This is a genomic window from Nocardia australiensis (assembly GCF_020733705.1).
Lineage (GTDB): Bacteria > Actinomycetota > Actinomycetes > Mycobacteriales > Mycobacteriaceae > Nocardia > Nocardia australiensis.
Genome location: NZ_JAJFZM010000001.1, coordinates 2,656,712 through 2,675,155 on the forward strand (window position 1 = coordinate 2,656,712; position 18,444 = coordinate 2,675,155).

General features: G+C 66.0%; 19 protein-coding genes and 1 pseudogene. 8 read left to right on the forward strand and 12 right to left on the reverse strand.

From position 1 onward, the window contains the following. Window positions 1-6 precede the first annotated feature (6 nt). Both LKE06_RS11945 and LKE06_RS11950 read left to right on the forward strand, forming a co-directional pair. Window positions 7-1,542 carry an MFS transporter gene (locus LKE06_RS11945; protein WP_227998679.1) on the forward strand — a complete coding sequence of 512 codons (1,536 nt, stop codon included), beginning with the start codon at window positions 7-9 and terminating at the stop codon, window positions 1,540-1,542. Then, window positions 1,532-2,137: an acyl-CoA-like ligand-binding transcription factor gene (locus tag LKE06_RS11950; RefSeq protein ID WP_227998680.1), complete on the forward strand. Its 606-nt coding sequence runs from the start codon at window positions 1,532-1,534 to the stop codon at window positions 2,135-2,137. The genes LKE06_RS11945 and LKE06_RS11950 overlap by 11 nt, the downstream gene beginning before the upstream one ends. A 67-nt stretch (window positions 2,138-2,204) precedes the next feature. Here the strand turns inward: LKE06_RS11950 and LKE06_RS11955 are convergent, their stop codons facing one another. Continuing rightward, a complete protein-coding gene (locus LKE06_RS11955) occupies window positions 2,205-3,092 on the reverse strand; it encodes a phenylalanine 4-monooxygenase (protein WP_227998681.1) in 888 nt (295 codons plus the stop codon). A gap of 256 nt (window positions 3,093-3,348) precedes the next feature. On the opposite strand from LKE06_RS11955, the gene LKE06_RS11960 reads away from it, so the two are divergent. From LKE06_RS11960 to LKE06_RS32875, 3 genes are all read left to right on the forward strand, one after another. Continuing rightward, window positions 3,349-3,555 (forward strand): type II toxin-antitoxin system VapB family antitoxin, encoded by a 207-nt coding sequence (locus LKE06_RS11960; RefSeq protein WP_227998682.1) that lies wholly within the window; start codon window positions 3,349-3,351, stop codon window positions 3,553-3,555. 76 nt (window positions 3,556-3,631) lie between these two features. Further along, window positions 3,632-4,312, forward strand: a complete 681-nt coding sequence (locus LKE06_RS11965; RefSeq protein ID WP_227998683.1) for a JAB domain-containing protein — start codon at window positions 3,632-3,634, stop codon at window positions 4,310-4,312. A 22-nt stretch (window positions 4,313-4,334) separates the two neighbouring features. Next, a complete protein-coding gene (locus LKE06_RS32875; protein ID WP_227998684.1) occupies window positions 4,335-6,038 on the forward strand; it encodes an FUSC family protein in 1,704 nt (567 codons plus the stop codon). A 74-nt stretch (window positions 6,039-6,112) separates the two neighbouring features. Here LKE06_RS32875 and LKE06_RS32880 read toward each other — a convergent pair whose 3' ends face one another. The 6 genes and pseudogenes from LKE06_RS32880 to sdhC all read right to left on the reverse strand — a co-directional run bounded on the left by LKE06_RS32880 (window position 6,113) and on the right by sdhC (window position 11,217). After that, window positions 6,113-7,117 carry an RDD family protein gene (locus tag LKE06_RS32880; RefSeq protein ID WP_227998685.1) on the reverse strand — a complete coding sequence of 335 codons (1,005 nt, stop codon included), beginning with the start codon at window positions 7,115-7,117 and terminating at the stop codon, window positions 6,113-6,115. Window positions 7,118-7,375: 258 nt separating this feature from the next. Further along, window positions 7,376-7,510, reverse strand: a pseudogene (locus tag LKE06_RS11980) (D-alanyl-D-alanine carboxypeptidase family protein); the annotation flags it as partial. 131 nt (window positions 7,511-7,641) lie between these two features. After that, window positions 7,642-8,415, reverse strand: a complete 774-nt coding sequence (locus LKE06_RS11985) for a succinate dehydrogenase iron-sulfur subunit (protein WP_227998686.1) — start codon at window positions 8,413-8,415, stop codon at window positions 7,642-7,644. After that, window positions 8,415-10,208: a succinate dehydrogenase flavoprotein subunit gene (gene sdhA, locus LKE06_RS11990; protein WP_227998687.1), complete on the reverse strand. Its 1,794-nt coding sequence runs from the start codon at window positions 10,206-10,208 to the stop codon at window positions 8,415-8,417. Before sdhA ends, LKE06_RS11985 begins: the two co-directional genes overlap by 1 nt. Before the next feature lie 16 nt (window positions 10,209-10,224). Continuing rightward, window positions 10,225-10,656, reverse strand: coding sequence for a succinate dehydrogenase hydrophobic membrane anchor subunit (locus LKE06_RS11995; RefSeq protein WP_227998688.1), 432 nt, complete (start codon window positions 10,654-10,656; stop codon window positions 10,225-10,227). Window positions 10,657-10,818: 162 nt separating this feature from the next. After that, window positions 10,819-11,217, reverse strand: coding sequence for a succinate dehydrogenase, cytochrome b556 subunit (gene sdhC / locus LKE06_RS12000; protein ID WP_227998689.1), 399 nt, complete (start codon window positions 11,215-11,217; stop codon window positions 10,819-10,821). A gap of 278 nt (window positions 11,218-11,495) precedes the next feature. Between sdhC and LKE06_RS12005 the strand changes: the two genes are divergently transcribed. The 3 genes from LKE06_RS12005 to LKE06_RS12015 all read left to right on the forward strand — a co-directional run bounded on the left by LKE06_RS12005 (window position 11,496) and on the right by LKE06_RS12015 (window position 14,591). Further along, a complete protein-coding gene (locus LKE06_RS12005; protein ID WP_227998690.1) occupies window positions 11,496-11,897 on the forward strand; it encodes a cytidine deaminase in 402 nt (133 codons plus the stop codon). 79 nt (window positions 11,898-11,976) lie between these two features. Next, window positions 11,977-13,266 (forward strand): thymidine phosphorylase, encoded by a 1,290-nt coding sequence (locus LKE06_RS12010; RefSeq protein WP_227998691.1) that lies wholly within the window; start codon window positions 11,977-11,979, stop codon window positions 13,264-13,266. A 227-nt stretch (window positions 13,267-13,493) separates the two neighbouring features. Continuing rightward, window positions 13,494-14,591, forward strand: coding sequence for an adenosine deaminase (locus tag LKE06_RS12015; protein WP_227998692.1), 1,098 nt, complete (start codon window positions 13,494-13,496; stop codon window positions 14,589-14,591). An 86-nt stretch (window positions 14,592-14,677) separates the two neighbouring features. Here LKE06_RS12015 and LKE06_RS12020 read toward each other — a convergent pair whose 3' ends face one another. From LKE06_RS12020 to LKE06_RS12040, 5 genes are read right to left on the reverse strand one after another with little or no spacing between them, the layout of a single operon-like run. After that, window positions 14,678-15,328 (reverse strand): hypothetical protein, encoded by a 651-nt coding sequence (locus LKE06_RS12020; protein WP_227998693.1) that lies wholly within the window; start codon window positions 15,326-15,328, stop codon window positions 14,678-14,680. Between the two features lie 8 nt (window positions 15,329-15,336). Continuing rightward, window positions 15,337-16,596 carry a SatS C-terminal domain-containing protein gene (locus LKE06_RS12025; protein ID WP_227998694.1) on the reverse strand — a complete coding sequence of 420 codons (1,260 nt, stop codon included), beginning with the start codon at window positions 16,594-16,596 and terminating at the stop codon, window positions 15,337-15,339. 26 nt (window positions 16,597-16,622) lie between these two features. Beyond that, window positions 16,623-16,970, reverse strand: a complete 348-nt coding sequence (locus tag LKE06_RS12030; RefSeq protein ID WP_227998695.1) for a YbaB/EbfC family nucleoid-associated protein — start codon at window positions 16,968-16,970, stop codon at window positions 16,623-16,625. Next, on the reverse strand, window positions 16,967-17,320 hold the full coding sequence (locus LKE06_RS12035) for a hypothetical protein (RefSeq protein ID WP_227998696.1): 354 nt from the start codon (window positions 17,318-17,320) through the stop codon (window positions 16,967-16,969). The genes LKE06_RS12030 and LKE06_RS12035 overlap by 4 nt, the downstream gene beginning before the upstream one ends. Continuing rightward, window positions 17,317-18,444, reverse strand: a complete 1,128-nt coding sequence (locus tag LKE06_RS12040; RefSeq protein WP_227998697.1) for a bifunctional WXG100 family type VII secretion target/C40 family peptidase — start codon at window positions 18,442-18,444, stop codon at window positions 17,317-17,319. Before LKE06_RS12040 ends, LKE06_RS12035 begins: the two co-directional genes overlap by 4 nt.

Genomic DNA, 18,444 nt, shown 5'->3' on the forward strand with positions numbered 1-18,444 from the left:
GAGATGATGAAAACGGACTCGACCCGCCGCTGGCTGGCGCTCGGCGCGCTGGCGATCGCGATGTTGACGATCGGCCTCGACATGACCGTGCTGACGGTCGCGCTCCCCACTCTCGCCGTTGACCTGAACGCGAATAGCGGTGCGCTGCAATGGTTCAGCACCGCATACACGCTCGCGCTGGCTGCGGTGATGCTGCCCGCGGGCGCGCTGGGTGACCGCTACGGACGCAAGAAGATCCTGCTCGGCGCACTGGTGCTGTTCGGCGCAGCCTCGCTGGCATGCACGTTTGCCACCTCCGCGGGGGAGTTGATCGCGGCACGGGTGGTGCTCGGCGTCGCGGCGGCGGCAATGATGCCGTTGTCGATGGCGGTGCTGCCGGTGCTGTTCGGGAACCCCGCTGAACGAGCCAGGGCCATGAATATCTGGATCACCTCGTCGGCGCTCGGGTTACCGCTCGGCCCGATCCTCGGCGGCTGGCTGATCGATAATTTCTGGTGGGGCTCGGTCTTCCTCATCAATGTGCCGATGGTGGTGATCGGTGTGGTCGCCGTCGCGGCCCTTGTCCCGGAATCACGCAACCCGGACCAGCGCCCACCGGATCTGCCGGGCACCGTGCTCTCGGTGGTCGGAATGCTTGGTGTGACTTACGGATTTATCCGTCTCGGCGACGAGGGCTGGGGTGATGGCATCAGCTGGGCCGTGCTGGCCGCCGGTGCCGTGGTGCTCGCATTGTTCGTTGGGTGGCAGCGTCGGGCGGCCATGCCGCTGATCGACCTCGGGCTGTTCAGCAGTCGTGGCTTCCGCTGGGGTGCGGTATTCGCGGTGCTCATCACCTTCGGCATGTTCGGGCTGTTCTTCACCGTGCCGCAGTACTACCAGGCGGTGCTCGGCACCGACGCCCTCGGCAGTGGTCTGCGCCTGCTACCCATGATCGGTGGGCTGCTTGTCGGATCGCGCCTGAGCGACCGGCTGCTTCCGAAGCTCGGGGTCCGCACGATGGTGGCTTCGGCGCTGGTCGTGCTCGCGGTCGGCCTCGGTTTGGGCGCGCTGACCACCGCCGATGGGGCGTACTGGTTCACCGCGATCTGGATCGCCCTGGTCGGCGCGGGTATGGGGTTGGGGCTGCCGGTCAGCATGGCGGCCGCGATGAACGATCTCGAGGTGGCGCGCGCGGGCATGGGATCGGCGCTGCTGCAGGCGCTGCGACAGGCTGCGGGCACGATCGCGGTGGCGTTGCTCGGCACCGTGCTAGCCACCGTCTACCGCGGCGAACTCGGTGATCTGAATGTCGGTCCGGTCGGTGACAGCGTTAATTCCGGTGTGGCCGTTGCGAAGTCGACCGGAGATTCTGACCTGCTCGGGCACGTCCAGTCAGCGTTCGTCGGTGGGATGGACGCCATGCTGTGGGTGTGTACGGCGATCTGTGTCCTCGCGTTCGGGCTGGCGCTCTGGGCGTTGCCGCGCCGGTCGCCGAAGGACCTCGAAGCGACACCTGCGGCGGGCCTGGCCGTGGATGCGTCAGAATCGACACATGTCGGTTGATTCACCTGGCGACGGGACCGTAGTGCAGGGCCTGCGCGAGCGGAAGAAGGAACGGACTCGCCGGACGATCCGTATGGAAGCGTTCCGGCTGTTCCGTGAGCAGGGTTACGCCGATACCACCGTGGAGCAGATTGCCGCTGCCGCGGAGGTCTCGCCGAGCACCTTCTTCCGCTACTTCCCAGCCAAGGAGCAGCTGGTGCTCGCCGACGACATCGATCCGCTGATGATCGAGGCACTGCGGGCACAGCCGCGAGACATTTCGCCGTTGGCCGCCTTCCGCGATGCCACCGTCGCCGTCTTCTCGAAACTTTCCCCGGCCGAGCTGGCCTTCGAGCAGGAGCGCCAAGCCCTGGTCTATCACGTTCCCGAGCTGCGATCGGCGATCGGCCTGGAGTTCCGGCGCAGCATCGATCTGGTCGCGGAACTCCTGGCGGATCACATCGGTCGGGACCCGGACGATTTCGAGGTTCGGGTTACCGCGGGCGCACTAGTCGGCGGTGCGCTCGGCGTCGCCGCCCACGGCCCGGTCAATGGCGACAATTTCGTCCGTGCGATAAATTTCCTCGAGGCCGGATTGCCGCTCGGCAAACAGTGAGCTACTGAATGGCGCTGAGCGCACATGCCGTGACTTGCCCGGGGGGTGAGCGGGCTTGCCCCGGCGCTCAGCCGGTCTCGGCGGCCGCGCGCAACGGGGTGTCGTCGTTCATGGTCGCGAAGAATCCGCCGATCACATCCTCGATCTCGGAAACCGATTCGGCGCAATACAATTCGGGCTGATAGTGCGTGATGTCGTAGGTGGCGGTGCCCATCGCGACCACGTCCAGCGGGCGCAACCGCGCGTGCCGGAACTCCTCGATCTCCCCATAGGACGACAGCAATCCGGCGCCGTAGCAACGGACCTCGCCGTGCTCGCGGACTACACCGAACTCCAGTGAGAACCAGAAGACGTCGGCGAGGAACTTCAGCGCGGTATCGGTGTGGAGCCTGGCGACCGCGTCGCCGACCGTCTGGTAGATCGCGGCGAAGCGGGGGCTCGCGATCTGGTTGGCGTGACCGATGATCTCGTGAATAGCATCGGGTTCCGGTGTGTACAGCGGCGCCGAGTGATGCCGGATGTACTGGGTGGAGTGGAAGATTCGGTCGGCGAAGGACCCGAAGAACTCACGCAACGGCACCAAGCCTGCGGCCGGGACGTAGCTGAACCCGGTCAGCGGGGTCAGCGCCGCGGAGACCTCGTCCAATTGCGGGATGTGATCCTCCGGCAGGGCGAGCCGTGCCGACGCCTCGAGTACCTCGGTGCAGGCATGCTGCTGGTGTTTGCGGGCGAGCTCGGCGGACACGATTTGCCACACCCGCTGCTCCTCGTCGGTGTACTCGACGCGTGGCACTGGGTTGCCAGGGGTGTAATCCAATGCCTGCGCGGCGATGGCATTGCGGCGGGTCCGGTAGTCCGGGTCGTGGACGCCGGGATGCTCGTCGCTCAGGTGCACGGTGACATCGCCTTCGCCACTGCGCGTCACCGGCGAATACAGCTGAGCCTCAGTAAACATGCTTCCAGGCAAGCACTGCTCGGGGTCGCCGACAACAAAAGCCGGCATAGCTGCACAAACTGACTAGCTGAGTCGGCGATCTCGCGTATCAACCGGCGCTGCGGGCGGATACAGCGCGACGATCTGATCATCCGTCGGCGGATCGAACCGGCGCCGGTCCCGCCGAGGCGACTGCGGGGACCGAGGGGACTGTCGACGATTTGCCAGACATGAGCCAGTTCATGGCGCAAGATGGCGGCTGTATGAAGGAGGACGGATGAGAACCGTGCGGATCGATCTCGACCAGAAACTGTTGGCGGCGGCCGCGTCCATCATGGGCACCGCGTCCAGTAACGCCACCATCAACGAGGCATTGCGTCGAATCGTGGTGCACGAGCGGCAACTTCGTCACCTGGAGAGGCTGGCCGCCAATATGTTGCGCGTGCTGCCCGGGCCGGAAGTCGTCACCGCCGCCGACCGCTAGTTACCGTCGGATCGGTAGCAGTGTCGGTGGGCGCTGGCATGATGCGGGGATCGCACCGCATTCGAGGGGGATTCCGATGTCGGTACCCATTGCCAACCTGCCATTCGGTCAACGGCCACGTGAGCGCCTGCTCGCACTCGGCCCGCACGCGCTCAGCGATGGGGAGCTGCTGGCATTGCTGCTGCGTCAGGGGCGTCGCGGCGAGAGCGCGCTGGAAATGGCCATCGAACTGCTCGCCGAATACGGGGGACCGGCGGGGTTGGCCTGCGCGCGACCCGAGGAGTTGTCCCGGCGCAGCGGAGTCGGCGCCGCCAAGGCCGCCACGGTCATCGCCGCTTTCCAACTCGGTGCGCGAGCGCGCAACGGCCCCGAGCGCCTATTGCGGCTGGACGGCGCGGCCGACGTTGTCCGCGTCGCCCGCCCCATGTTCGCGGGAGCACGCGTCGAACGGCTGCTCATCCTCGTCTGCGATGCGCAGAATCAATTGCGGCAGAAGGTATTCGTGGCCGAGGGCGCAATCGATCAGGTCGCGCTGCCGGTCCGCGAAATCCTCAACACCGTGCTACGGCACGATGGGCGGGCCTTCGCCGTCGTCCACAATCACCCCTCCGGTGATCCGACGCCGAGTATCGACGACCATCGCGCCACCACGTTGCTCATCGAAGCCGCGCATACCGTCGGTCTCCGCTTTCTCGACCATGTGGTGATCGCGGGGGAGCACTGGGCCAGCGCTACACCCCTCGCCGGAACACCCTGAATTCGCGGTGTTCAATGGCTTGGTGGACGACGTGACCTTCGACGAGTCTCATCATCCGGTGCCCGCGCTGCCACGGCGGCGTTCGATGCTGTTCGGGGCGGCGCCGGTGGGGTGGCGATGGGCGGTCGCCATGCGTTCCGCCCTCGCCTTCGGCATTCCCGCCCTCATTGTGCTGGCCATCAGCGGTCCGGAGCACGCGATGGTCGTCGCGCTCGGTTCGTTCGCGGTCTTCTATGGCGAGGGACGCGCCTACCGAATGCGGTGGCGCGCTGTGTTACTGGCCGGTGCCGGGCTGCTGACGGCCGCGGTGATCGGTGCCGAGGTCGGGGCGGGCGCTCTCGATCCGTGGCAGGCAGGCACGGCGTCGGCTGGGTTCGCGGATGTGGTGGTGCTGGCCGTAGTCGCCGTGATCACGACGTTCGTCATGGTCGCGAATAGGGCGGGACCCCCTGGCGTGCTGTTCTTCGCTTTGGCCTGTGCGGTCGCGATGCGAATGGCCATGGTGGGGGTGTCGGTGGCGACGATCGCCGGATACGCGGTCATCGGCGTCGCGAGTGCGGTGATCGTCTCGATGACGCCGATGCTGCGCGACCCGCACGCGCCGGAAAAGCAGGCCGTGGCAGCGGCGGCGCGGGCCGTCGAGACCTACGCCGAGCACCGTGAACGGGCTCGACCGGCCGCCGCCGCCAGGCATTCGGCGGGCACGGCGATACACGCGGCCTGGTCGGTGCTCCACGATGCCGGTCTGCCCGCACGCGAACCGGATTCGACGATCGTCCGGACGCTGCTTGCCGCACATCATCGCTTCGTCGGGTTGGCGGAAACGAAGTCCACGACCGGCGACGGTTCCGAGGTGATCCTCGATTCGTCCATACCGATGACGTGGCCGACCATCGGCTTTCGACTGCGACGCTCGCTCACGATTCGTTCGCACGCGGTGATGTCGGCGCTGCGCACGCTGGTCGCGGCCCTGGTGGCCGGCGGTGTCAGCGTGGTGATCGACCTCGGCCGACCGGACTGGGCCGTGATCGCCGCGGTACTGGTGCTGAACCTCGGTCCCGACCGAATCGTCGGCACCGTCCGGGCGTTGCACCGCGTCGGCGGCACGGTCATCGGCCTCGCGCTGTTCGCGGCGCTGTATGCGCTGGCACCGTCCGGGCTGGTATTGGTGCTGCTGCTCATAGCGCTGATGTTTCTCGTGGATATGCTCGTCGCCCGCAACTACGGCGTCGCCGTCATCTTCATTACCCCGTTGGCCCTGCTCATCAGTGGCTCACTCGGCGGTCCGATAGCGGTGCCGATCCGCGAAAGGTTCATCGAGACACTGCTCGGCGCGGCGGTGGCCGTCGCGACCATGTGGGTGATCGTGCCCCGAGCGCACCGTCACGACCTGAGCTGGAACGAATCGCGGGTCCGGCGGGTGACGACGGACCTGATCGAGGTGCTGCGTACACAACCGCCGACCACGCCGGAGGCCATGCGACTGCGCCGAGATCTACAGTTCGAACTCGTCGGCAACGACCTCAGCGGCGTCGCCGCCATCCGCGACGAGCCGGACTGGGGCCGCCGCCAGTGGGCGCAGCACGCACAGACAGGACGGACCGCCTACGACCTGCTCGCCGAATGCTGGGCAACCCCACCAGCCGAATTACTCGACGATCCTGACCGATGGGTGCGGCAGATCGAGGCCCTGGCGCACGCCGAGCGGGCCGCCGATCGGAGGTAGTCGCAGGGGTATACGGTCCGGGCGTCGGCCGAACAGTTCGGCGTCGCCCCGCGCTGCCGCACCAGCGCGGTTGATCAGAGCTCAGCGCCAGAGTTATGTGGTGCCACCGGTTTTCGCACATCTCGTCGTCGCACGGCTGGCATGCAGTAGTCCTCGAGCCGATCCGGGCCGGGGCCATCGCCTAAGGCGGAAATGAAGAGGAACAGATCGACCACCCACACTTTCAACAGTCGGCCGAACGAAGGGTGGGTGCCATCGTCGGGCCGGATGATGGTCAAGCCGAAGATCGCTTTGCCCACTGTTGTGTGGAAGACGGACTGGATGACGACTCGGTCGACAACGGATGCCGCCGCCCAGAAACCGGCAATCGCCAACGGATTGACCCCGAGGTGCTGCCAGTCGTGCCGTGCGATCGCATCCGGCGAAAGTTCAGGGCTCACCGCGATCGCGGCACCGAGGCCGCAACCGAGGTGCAGAATCCAATCGAGGAGCAAGGCGCAAGCACGACGAAGTCGACGTGGTGACGGATACCGGGGATCATCCCTCGCGCCATGCGATTTCGGTTCGTCGTCCACCGGCCGCATGAACACCCCACCCTCCCGCGTTAGTTGGTACGCGGGAGTCGACGACCCATCTTGGTCGAGCCGACTATTCGCCTTTCCCGACTGGTCCGTGACTTGCGGTGCCGGTCGGGAAGCCGACCGGTAGGCGTAACGGAGATCGCCACCGCCGGGGCGGGAGATCACACCGTATTTCGTCGGGTCACCGGCGAACCAGATCTCGGAAGTATCGTGATTGACCAGCTTGCCCCGCTCGGTCGGCCAGGTACTGAGCAGGAGTCCGTAGTCCGGTGCGCCATGCGGGCCGAGGAGTTCCACCCATTCGTACGAGTCCGATGAAAGGTATCGGATAGGCCATGCGGTCCAGGGAAAGCGCCGCAGCGCCTTTCGTTTCCGATGCCCGATCCATGCGAACGGCAGGCCGACGACGGTGCCGATGACGAATACCGTGAAAGCCACGCCGGCACCATTGTCGCCCGCAATCTTCGCCGCGTGGTTCATCCCGGGTTGATCGAACACTCGGTGCAGGAGGACGGCTACTGGCCCGCAAGCGATTACGGCGAGGAACAGCGGCCATCGGACAGCTGTGGTTCGGCGCAGCGCCGATCTGGTCGCGGGAAGAGTAGCGGCTGGAGGCGGTGGTGATGGGTCGATGACAGAATCCTCACAGGTCGAGCGACGACGTTCGGGCCATTACTTACAGAAGATATGGACGCGGCGACGACCGTGTCGGTTCCATCGGGGCGCAGACGAGTTTCGATGCACGGCACCGCAGTTCGGCCGGACGTCGGCTTTCAGAAGGGTGACGACGAGCCTGCGGCCGTCGCGTTCGGCATCCGCGACGAAGGTCTGGCGTGCGTCGTCGGTGACGCCGGTCTTGCCGCCGATCGCGCCCTCGTAGTTGTGGAGCAGCACGACGGCCGCGCTTTCGCTACGTGCACAACCACCCCGCAGGCAACCTGGACCCCAGCCTCGAATGACGAAGGCCGCCTCCATCTTTCGATGGAGACGGCCTTCGTGTGACTGAACCGAGGTTCGGTAGGTCAGCGGGCGAACAGCAACGCGCGCTTGACTTCCTGGATGGCCTTGGTGACCTCGATGCCTCGGGGGCAGGCGTCGGTGCAGTTGAAGGTGGTGCGGCAGCGCCAGACACCTTCGACGTCATTGAGGATGTCGAGGCGCTCGCGGGCGGCTTCGTCACGGCTGTCGAAGATGAAGCGGTGGGCGTTCACGATCGCGGCCGGGCCGAAGTAGCTGCCATCGGTCCAGTACACGGGGCACGAGGTGGTGCAGCAGGCGCAGAGGATGCACTTGGTGGTGTCGTCGAACCGGGCGCGGTCGGCCTGGCTCTGGATGCGTTCGCGGGTGGGCTCGTTACCCGAGGTGATCAGGTAGGGCTTCACCGCGCGGAACGCGTCGAAGAACGGCTCCATGTCCACCAGGAGGTCCTTCTCCACGGGCAGGCCGCGGATCGGCTCGACGGTGATGGTGATGGACTTGCCGTCCTTGGGCAGCATGTCCTTCATCAGCACCTTGCAGGCCAGCCGGTTGACACCGTTGATCCGCATGGCGTCGGAGCCACACACACCATGCGCACAGGAGCGCCGGAAGGTGAGAGTGCCGTCGAGGTAGGACTTGATGTACAGCAGCACGTTCAGGAAGCGGTCGGTCGGCAGGACCGGCACCTGGAAGGACTCCCAGTGCGCGCCCTTATCGTCCTCCGGGTTGAACCGGGCGATCTTGACGGTGACCATGACCGAACCGTCGGGGATCGGCGCCGGTTTCTGCGGTGCGGGTGCGTCGGCTACAGCAGTCATCAGTACTTACGCTCCATCGGCTCGTAACGGGTCTGCACCACCGGCTTGAAGTCGAGGCGGATATCCGAGATGAGATCCGGGCTCTCCTTGTAGGCCATCGTGTGACGCATGAAGTTCACGTCGTCGCGGTCCGGGTAGTCCTCGCGTGCGTGGCCGCCACGTGATTCCTTGCGGTTGAGCGCGCCGACCACGGTGACCTCGGCCAGCTCGAGCAGGAAGCCGAGCTCGACGGCCTCGAGCAGGTCGCTGTTGTAGCGCTTGCCCTTGTCCTGCACCGTGATCCGCGAGTAACGCTCCTTGAGCGCGTGGATATCGGTGAGGGCCTGCTTGAGGGTGTCCTCGGTGCGGAACACGGCGGCGTTCATGTCCATCGTGTACTGCAATTCGGTGCGAATGTCGGCGACGCGCTCATTGCCATGATCGGACAGGATCAGCGCGAGCCAGTCCTGCACCATCCGCGCCGGGTTCTCCGGTAGCTCGACGAACTCCGAGCGGTGCGCGTGCGCGGCGGCCTCGATGCCCGCGCGCCGGCCGAACACGTTGATGTCCAGCAGCGAGTTGGTGCCGAGACGGTTGGAGCCGTGCACCGAAACGCACGCGCATTCACCCGCGGCGTACAGGCCGGGCACCACGTCAGTGTTGTTGCGCAGCACCTCGCCGTGGATGCGGGTCGGGATGCCACCCATCACGTAGTGACAGGTCGGCATGACCGGCACCAGTTCCTTCACCGGGTCCACACCCAGGTAGGTGCGCGCGAACTCGGTGATGTCGGGAAGCTTCTCCTCGAGCACGTCCTCGCCGAGGTGGGTCACGTCGATGTAGACGTAGTCCTTGTTCGGTCCGGCGCCGCGACCCTCCAGCACCTCGAGCACCATCGAGCGGGCGACGATATCGCGCGGCGCGAGGTCCTTGATGGTGGGTGCGTAGCGTTCCATGAAGCGCTCGCCGCTGGCGTTGCGCAGGATGCCGCCCTCACCGCGGACGGCCTCGGAGATCAGGATGCCGAGACCGGCGAGACCTGTCGGATGGAACTGGTGGAACTCCATGTCCTCCAACGGCAGACCCTTGCGGAACACGATCGCCATGCCGTCACCGGTCAGCGTGTGCGCGTTCGAGGTGGTCTTGTACATCCGGCCCGAGCCGCCGGTGGCGAAGATGATCGACTTGGCGTGGAAGACGTGGATTTCGCCGGTGGCAAGTTCGTAGGCGACGACACCGGTCGCGACCTGGCCGCGCTCGCTATCGCTCAGCACCAGGTCGAGCACATAGAACTCGTTGTAGAACTCCACGTCGTGCTTGACGCAGTTCTGGTACAGCGTCTGCAGGATCATGTGACCGGTGCGGTCGGCGGCGTAGCACGCGCGGCGGACCGGGGCCTTGCCGTGATCGCGGGTGTGCCCACCGAAGCGGCGCTGGTCGATCTTGCCCTCAGGGGTGCGGTTGAACGGCAGACCCATCTTCTCCAGGTCCATCACCGCGTCGATGGCCTCCTTGGCCATGATCTCCGCGGCATCCTGGTCGACCAGATAGTCGCCACCCTTGACGGTGTCGAAGGTATGCCATTCCCAGTTGTCTTCTTCGACGTTGGCCAGCGCGGCACACATGCCGCCCTGGGCCGCGCCGGTGTGGCTGCGGGTCGGGTAGAGCTTGGTCAGGACGGCGGTGCGCGCCCGCGGCCCGGCCTCGATCGCCGCACGCATTCCGGCGCCACCGGCACCGACGATCACGACGTCGTAGCGGTGCTCCTGAACAGGACGATATTCACCGCTGATTCGTTCGCTGCGCTCACTCATGCGAGGTGGCCTGTTCCTAACTGATGTTGGGGTCGAAGGTGAAGATGACGTACGTGCCGACGGCCACGATCAGGATCATCGAGACGGCCAGGGCGGTGTTCAGCCAGAAGCGGGTCGAGTCCTTGCGGGAGTAGTCCGCGATCACCGTGCGCAGGCCGTTGCCGCCGTGCAACTGGGCCAGCCACAGCATGCTCAGGTCCCAGATCTGCCAGAACGGGCTCGACCAGCGGCCCGCGACGAAGGCGAAGTTCAGACGCTTCACGCCGCCGTCGAGCAGCAGCATGATCGCCATGTGGCCGAGTACGAGCACGATCAGCAGCAGGCCGGAGAAACGCATGAAAATCCACGCGTACTTCTCGAAGTTGTTGGTCGACCGAGCACGCGGCGAGCGGGGCAGATCCAGGCTGGCCGGACGGTCGTAGGACTTACCGATAACGGGCGCGCTCATGCCTCCACCTCGCTGGCGCTCGGCTCCGACATAACCGCACTTGCGGCTGTGTTCATTGTTCGTTCGCTTCGCTCACTCATGCCTCCACCTCGCTGGCGCTCGGCTCCGACATAACCGCACTTGCGGCTGTGTTCATTGTTCGTTCGCTTCGCTCACTCATGATCAGTGCTCCGTGAACAGGTAGAAGAACTGGCGACCGATCGCGGGGACGACCAGCACGAACCAGACGGCGAGGATGATCCAGAGCATCAGCTTCTGGTACTTCGGGCCCTTGGACCAGAAGTCGACCAGGATCACGCGGACGCCGTTGAGTGCGTGGAACAGCACGCAGACGACAAGACCCATCTCCATCAGGGCGACGATGGGGCTCTTGTAGGTCTCGATGGCCTGGTTGTAGGTGTCGGGACTGACCCGAACCAGTGCGGTATCCAAGACGTGCACGAAGAGGAAGAAGAAGATGGTGACACCGGTGATCCGGTGCAGCGCCCAGGACCACATTCCCGGGTCGCCTCGGTACAGCGTCTTCCGCTTCGGCTGTGCCGGAGCTTCTATCGTGGTCATAGAGTGCGGTGCCTCCAACGTCGTTGATGGACCCGGTCACAGATCCGACGCCGGCATGCGTTGGGGGGCGTTTGCCCAGGTGGGTGCGCTCCGGCCCGCCGCCGGGAACCTGAACCGATCTGTTGTGGACTCTAATCCTCTCCGATTGCCGGAACTAATTCGGCGTGCCGTGCGTTGCGCTGAAGGCGGCCGAATTAGGTTTACCTTTCTTGATGGGTGCGAGGTTGCGCGGTGGCCTTTGCGTGGCCTGATTCGGGCTGGTTCACAGGAGGTGGCCTATGTCGGAAATCGACTGGAATATATTGCGCGACAACGCTATTCGCGTTATGCATAATGCCTATGCGCCATACTCGCGATTCTCGGTCGGCGCCGCGGCTCTCAGTGTTGACGGCCGAATTGTGCGCGGCTGCAATGTGGAAAATGTCTCATATGGATTGGCCCTTTGCGCCGAATGTGTACTGGTCGGTAACTTAATTTCGGGCGGTGGCGGACGTCTGCGCGCCGTCTCCGTCACCGATTCCCGTGGCGAAATTCTGATGCCATGCGGCCGCTGCCGTCAGCTCCTCTACGAACACGGCGGACCCGATCTCCTGATCGACCACACGACCGGTCCCATCGCGCTGCGGGTTTTGCTGCCGGACGCCTTCGGTCCCGACGACTTGGTTGCCGGCCAGGCGTAGCGGTAGTGGTGGCGGCGAGCTGATCGGGAGCGGCGACGACAACCCAGGGTTCGTGATCGCCCATGCCAGACTGGCCGGTGTGACGGCATTGGACGCGGTTTCGATCATCACGACCAAGCGCGATGGCGGCGAACTCTCGGACGCGCAGATCAACTGGGTGATCGACGGATTCACCAGGGGTGCGGTGGCCGACGAGCAAATGGCGGCGTTGGCGATGGCGGTGGTGTGGCGCGGGATGACCCGGCGCGAAACCGCGCGATGGACCGCCGCGATGATCGCGTCGGGCCGGCGAATGGACTTCACCGATCTGCCGCGCCCGACCGTGGACAAGCACTCGACCGGGGGAGTGGGCGACAAGATCACGCTGCCGTTGGCGCCATTGGTCGCGGCCTGCGGCGCGGCCGTGCCGCAACTGTCCGGGCGCGGGCTCGGGCACACCGGCGGGACGCTGGACAAACTGGAATCGATCGCGGGGTGGCAGGCCGACATGCCGGTGCCGCGGATGCGGGAGATCTTGGCGGACCCCGCCATCGGTGTGGTCGTATGCGCGGCGGGCGCCGACCTGGCCCCGGCCGATAAGCGGCTCTACGCACTGCGCGATGTCACCGGGACCGTCGAATCCATTCCGCTGATCGCCAGCTCGATCATGAGCAAGAAGGTCGCGGAGGGGACCGCCGCGCTGGTGCTCGATGTGAAGGTCGGCTCCGGTGCCTTCCTGAAGACGATCGAGGGTGCGCGCGAATTGGCCACGGCGATGGTCGAACTCGGCACCGACGCCGGTGTGCGGACGGTCGCGTTGCTGACCGCCATGGACACACCGCTCGGCCGAACCGCGGGCAATGCGCTGGAGGTCGCGGAGTCGGTAGAAGTGCTCGCCGGTGGCGGTCCCGCCGATGTCGTCGAGCTGACCCTCGCCCTTGCTCATGAAATGGTCGCGCAGGCCGGTCTCGATATCGACCCCGCAGCCGTGCTCGCGGACGGCCGCGCCATGGACCACTGGCGCGCCATGATCGAAGCTCAGGGCGGCAATCCGCACGCGCCGCTGCCGCGCGCGAAACACACCGAGACCGTGCGCGCCGAACGTGCCGGTGTGCTCACCCGACTCGATGCGATGGGTGTCGGGATCGCCGCCTGGCGGCTCGGTGCCGGCCGGGCCAGGCAGGGTGACCCGGTGCAGCCGGGTGCGGGCATCGAAATGCACGCCAAGCCAGGCGATTCCGTTTCCGCGGGCGATCCGCTGCTCACACTGCACACCGATACACCGGAGGCATTCGAGGGCGCGCTTGCCGCGCTAGGCGATGCCGTAACCATCGACGGCCCCGGTTGGCGACCCGGCGCCCCGCTGATCCTCGACCGGATCGAATCCTGAGGTGTCGCACTCGTCCGGCAGGCATCTGTCAACGTAGGACGGCGGGCGTCTGCGGCGCGTCGCCGCATCCGCTCTGTTCCGGTCTGCTCGGTCGGTCGCAGGAGCTGGTCCGCCGGGAACATCGAGTGGTCGAAAATGGTGAGCCGACGCGCCCGAGAGGGCAATCACAGGTGACGGTGCGCACCAAGTGCACTGCCGGAGTGGGGGCACACGGCTACCGTGTGGTCATGACTGGACCGATGCCTTTGACCCTTGCCTCGATCCGCCAAGCTCCCAAAGCGCTGCTACATGATCACCTCGATGGTGGCTTGCGGCCCGCGACGGTGTTGGAGCTCGCCGCCGATTGCGGTTACGACGAACTTCCCGCCGGGGACGTGGCGGCGTTGGCCGCCTGGTTCCGCGACGCGGCCGACAGCGGCTCGCTGGAGCGTTATCTGGAGACCTTTGTCCACACCGTCGCGGTGATGCAGACACCCGAGGGTTTACGCCGGGTCGCTCGCGAATGCGCGGAAGACCTCGCCGCCGACGGCGTCGTGTACGCCGAGGTGCGCTTCGCGCCCGAACAACATCTCGAACGTGGTTTGACACTGGACGAGGTCGTCGAGCACACGCTCGCGGGCTTCCGCGAGGGCGAGGCTGCCGCAGCCGCGGCGGGCAACCCGATCGTGGTGATCTGCTTGCTCACCGCCATGCGGCATGCCGCGCGTTCGCGGGAGATCGCGGAACTGACCGTGCGTTTCCGCGATCGCGGCGTCGGCGGGTTCGATATCGCGGGTGCGGAGGCGGGGTACCCGCCCAGTCGTCACCTCGACGCGTTCGAATACATGCGAGCCAACAGCGCGCACTTCACCATTCACGCGGGTGAGGCATTCGGCCTGCCGTCCATCCATGAGGCGCTGGCCTTCTGCGGTTGCGATCGGCTCGGCCATGGCGTGCGGATCACCGACGACATCACCGTCCCCGACGCGATCGAGGACGCTCGCCTCGGGCTGGTCGCGAACTATGTGCGTGACATGCGCATTCCGCTCGAGCTGTGTCCGTCGTCGAACGTGCAGACCGGCGCGGTCCCTTCGCTGGACAAGCACCCATTCGACCTGCTGGCTAGGCTGCGATTCCGCGTCACCGTCAATACCGACAACCGTTTGATGAGCGACACCAGCATGAGCAAGGAAATGGCGAAGCTGGTCGACACCTTCGGCTACGGCTGGAGCGACATGGAGCGGTTCACCATCAATGCCATGAAGTCGGCATTCATTCCGTTCCCTGAGCGTCTTCGGATCATCGACAACATCATCAAGCCGGGATACGCGGTCCTGCTCGGATAGTGCACGGCAGCAACAGTGTTCGTGTGTCCGGCCGGCCGGTGGGCACACGAACACGCCCCCGACGTCCTCGGCGCCGCGTGCCCGGCCTAGTTCAGCCGAATCCAGATCTGTTCGGCCCGGCCGAGCAGCCGATCATCCGCACCATAGATCGCCGTCGACGCGAACGCCTTTCGACCTTGCTCGCCGTGGCCTTCGCCGATAACCACGCACGGCTCGCCGACCTCGGGAAGCTCGTGGACCGCGGCGGTCATCGAGCCCAGCAACGCGGGGCGTTCGGACATCGAGGGCAGTGACCAGCCACCAGGACAGTCCATCGCCGCCCACAACACGGCGGTGCCGAGCGGCAGCGATTCGTCGGGAATCCACGGTGCGGCGACCACCCCGTCACCGACGGCACCCGGCTCGATCCGCAGACCGTCGGCACGGGTACTGCCGCATACGAAGCAGTTCGAGAACAGGTCGTCGTTCTGATACAAGTCGGCCGCGGACTCGGCCGTGGCGAACGAAATGCGCTGTGGCGCATCGCGTTCGAATGTGCCCGGCCGTGACTCGGCGACCAGGGTGTCGCCGTCGAACAGCCGTCCGTCCGAGACCCGCAGCGCAACGTCCAGGGGTGGCGGGCTGCGCAGGACGACCGTCACCGCGAGGTCACTGTGCTGTTCGGCGAGCAGCCCACCCACATAGCCGCCGTTGCCGGAGTCGGGCGGGCCGTTGAACCGAGCGGGAATCCGGAGCATTCGTGGACTCACTGCGGTGCGAGGCGGCTCTCGAAGTTACGTTCCAGATCCCGCCAGCTCTGCGCCTCGGCGGCGAACGGCGGGTTGGGAGCCATTCGGTTCGGATCCGGGTTCAGCAGGTAGGAGACATACCAGCCCAGCGGGTTGGACTGGGCCAGCGCCTGCTCCACCGCGTCGTCGTCGGCATAGTCGGCGGCGTCGGTGAGCAGTTCGACCGCCAGATCCAGCTGCTCGATATCCACCGCCTCCGGCCCTTCGGCCAGATCGTCGGCGAGGCCGGGCAGCACATAGACGTTCTCGTCGGTGACCTCGACCTCGAGCGAACCGTCGACGGCGGCGGTCTGGACGCCGATGTAGGTGCTCACCCGCGCCAGATCGTGTTCGTGGTCGTCGGCCAGGTAGCGGGCCAGAGCCCGCTCGGAGCCGAATACCGTGATCGAGCCGTCCTTGCCAAGGAAGATCGGCTCGTCGTCGAGGTAACAGCGCAGGGTGAAATAGGTGCCGTCGGCGGTGATGATCTTGACCGGGTCGATGCCGACCTCATTCCAGAACGACTCCTCGGCTTCTTCGTCGTCCTCGTTCTCGTCGTCCGCGTCGAGGTCGATGGTCTCGAACTCTTCCTCGTCCTCGCTGTCGGCGGCATCGTCGGCGTCGACGACATTCTCCTCGGCGGCCAGCAACTCGGCCTCCGCGACGGCGACCGCCGCCGCGTCGACATCCGGAGTCTGCACCACCGAGTCGATGGCATCGAGCACGTTGTCCCACCCCTTGGCGATGGCGGCGCCGATCTGGTCCCAGAGCTCTTCACCGTCACGTCCGAAGAACGCGCTGACCCCACCCGGGAGCGCGCCGAGCACGGGATGCGAGCCGAAGAACTTGGTCACCGTCTCGAGTTCGCACACCTCGCCGATATTGCGAACCATGGCGAGGGTGTCCTCGAGCTCCGCGATGGAGTCCACGTCGGGATCGCCCGCGGCCAGCTCCGGCACCGCGACCAGATCGAAGGAGAAGTTTTCCTCCGGCTCCAATTCCACCGCGGACAGCGCCGCGACGACCTTCCACGCCGGGTGGTCGATCAGATCGTTGTCGGAGTTGGTCCGTATGAATGCGGCCAGCTCGGCGACGGATTCGAAACCGTAGAGGGAGTCCTCGTGGCCGAGGAATGCCTCCCACTCGTCGTCACCGTCTCGCCAGCGCGGTGCCCATAGGGTGACGAGATCGCCGTCGGTCAGGCCGAGCTCGATCGGGACGATGTCTCCAGAAGCCATGTCCGGAAGCCTAACGACCTTCCAAGTCAGGCACTATTCGGCCTGCCCCCAATGCTTCCGGCAGCGCCCTCCTGCGCCGGGACGAACGACTCGTTCAGTGTCGCAACGACCTTCGAGCGCTGGGTACCCGCGTCCTCGGCGGCCTGCCTGCACGCCCACACGATCAGCTGTCCGACCTCGGCGGGCGGCAGTGTGGTAACCGACTCTGACAACGTCAGCGCGACCAGAGCACCGTCGCTGTCGACCTCGGCGCCGACCGCGCCGTCCTCGGTGCGGAACCGGCCGCGCACCTGCTCGAGGCCATACAGCGCGGCCTCGAGCGCTTCCAGCTTCTGCGTCGCGTTGGCGACCAGAGCGTCCATTTCCGCACTCATACCGGCCTCATCCAGCTCGTGGGTCCCGTGTCAGCGTCGTCGATCCGGTCCAGCTCATCCACCGCGTCCTGCCGGGTCGGCAGCTTGAGCCGGTCGAGGATGTCGGCGGGCATGCCCGCCTCGGCGAGCAGCTCGCGTCTGCGGGCGCGGGCGGCGACGGCGGAACGCTTGGTCAGGCGGAGGATCTCGTCCGCGAGAGTCTGTGCGCCGTAACGGTATTCGCTGCGCTCGAACTTGATCTCCACCGGCATTCCCTGGTCGGTGGCGCGGACCGAAATGGTGCCCGACCGATTGGAGCTGGCGGCCACCGTCACATTGGGGACGGCCGGCGGCTGGGGCTGTTCGGTCATGAGGTCGGCCTGTAGAAGCCGTAGAAGTCCATACCGCTGTTCTCCGTTCGAATCGCGCCGACCTGGACCGGGTCACCGGCCTCAACGAGTTGTCCATTACCGATAACCATGGCGACGTGCCCATCCCAGACGGCCAGATCGCCGGGCATCAGGTCACCGGGGGAGACCGACATGTGCCCGCTGCCCTGTTCCTGGGCCAGCCGGGGTAGGTCGACGCCCGCTTCGCCATACGCGTACTTGGTCAGCCCGCTGCAGTCGATGCCGCTGCCAGGCGTATTGCCGCCCCACGCATACGGGGTGCCGACGGCGCCGAGTGCCGACCTGACCGCCGTCGCCGCCTTCTCGTTCGGCGCCTCCACAATGCTGCCGTCGGGCAGAGTCACCTTCACGCCCTTGCCGCTGTCGGCTCCGCTCGCGTTATTGCTCGACTGTGACGCGCCGGAATTGCTGGGGGAGGACGAACTGGATTTGGACGGACTGGAGCTGGCAGCGGGTGTGGTCGCCATGCTGGTGAGCATTTGGCCCGCCGCACTGCCGACGCTGGACAACGCCGACATCGCCGGTTGCGCGATCGAACTCGCGCTGCTGGCGATACCGGTTGCCGCCGATGCGGGTGCGGTCGATGGGGGCGGGGTCAGCTCGGTCATCGACGCGGTCTGGGTGTCGAGTTCGTTCTGCACCCGGCCGACCACGTTCATCGCCTGGCCGAAGTGGTCGATCGCGGAGCCGACGATGACCGTGAGGCCCGCAGGAGTCGCGATCGCGGGACCCATCGTCGTCGCGGTGTCGACGAACGACTGGACGATCGCGGTGAGCTCCTTCTGGCCCGTCTCGACCTGAGCGGCAGCCTGATCGACCACGGTAGCCATCTCGTTGCCACGGTCGGAGATGGTGGCCGCGGAGGTCTGCACGCGCAGCGCCTTCGAGGTCGCGGAATCGGCCGCCTGACCGTCCCACGCCGAGTTCATGCTGTTGATGCTGTTACGGCCGAAAGCGTGGATCTGGTCGATGATGCTCGAGGTGGACGTCAACTGATTGGACGGCCCGCCGCTGGGTAAGACCCCCGTGCCGAAGCTGCTGAGCAGGTCGAACAACGGCTTGGCGAGCACGTTGATATCGATCAC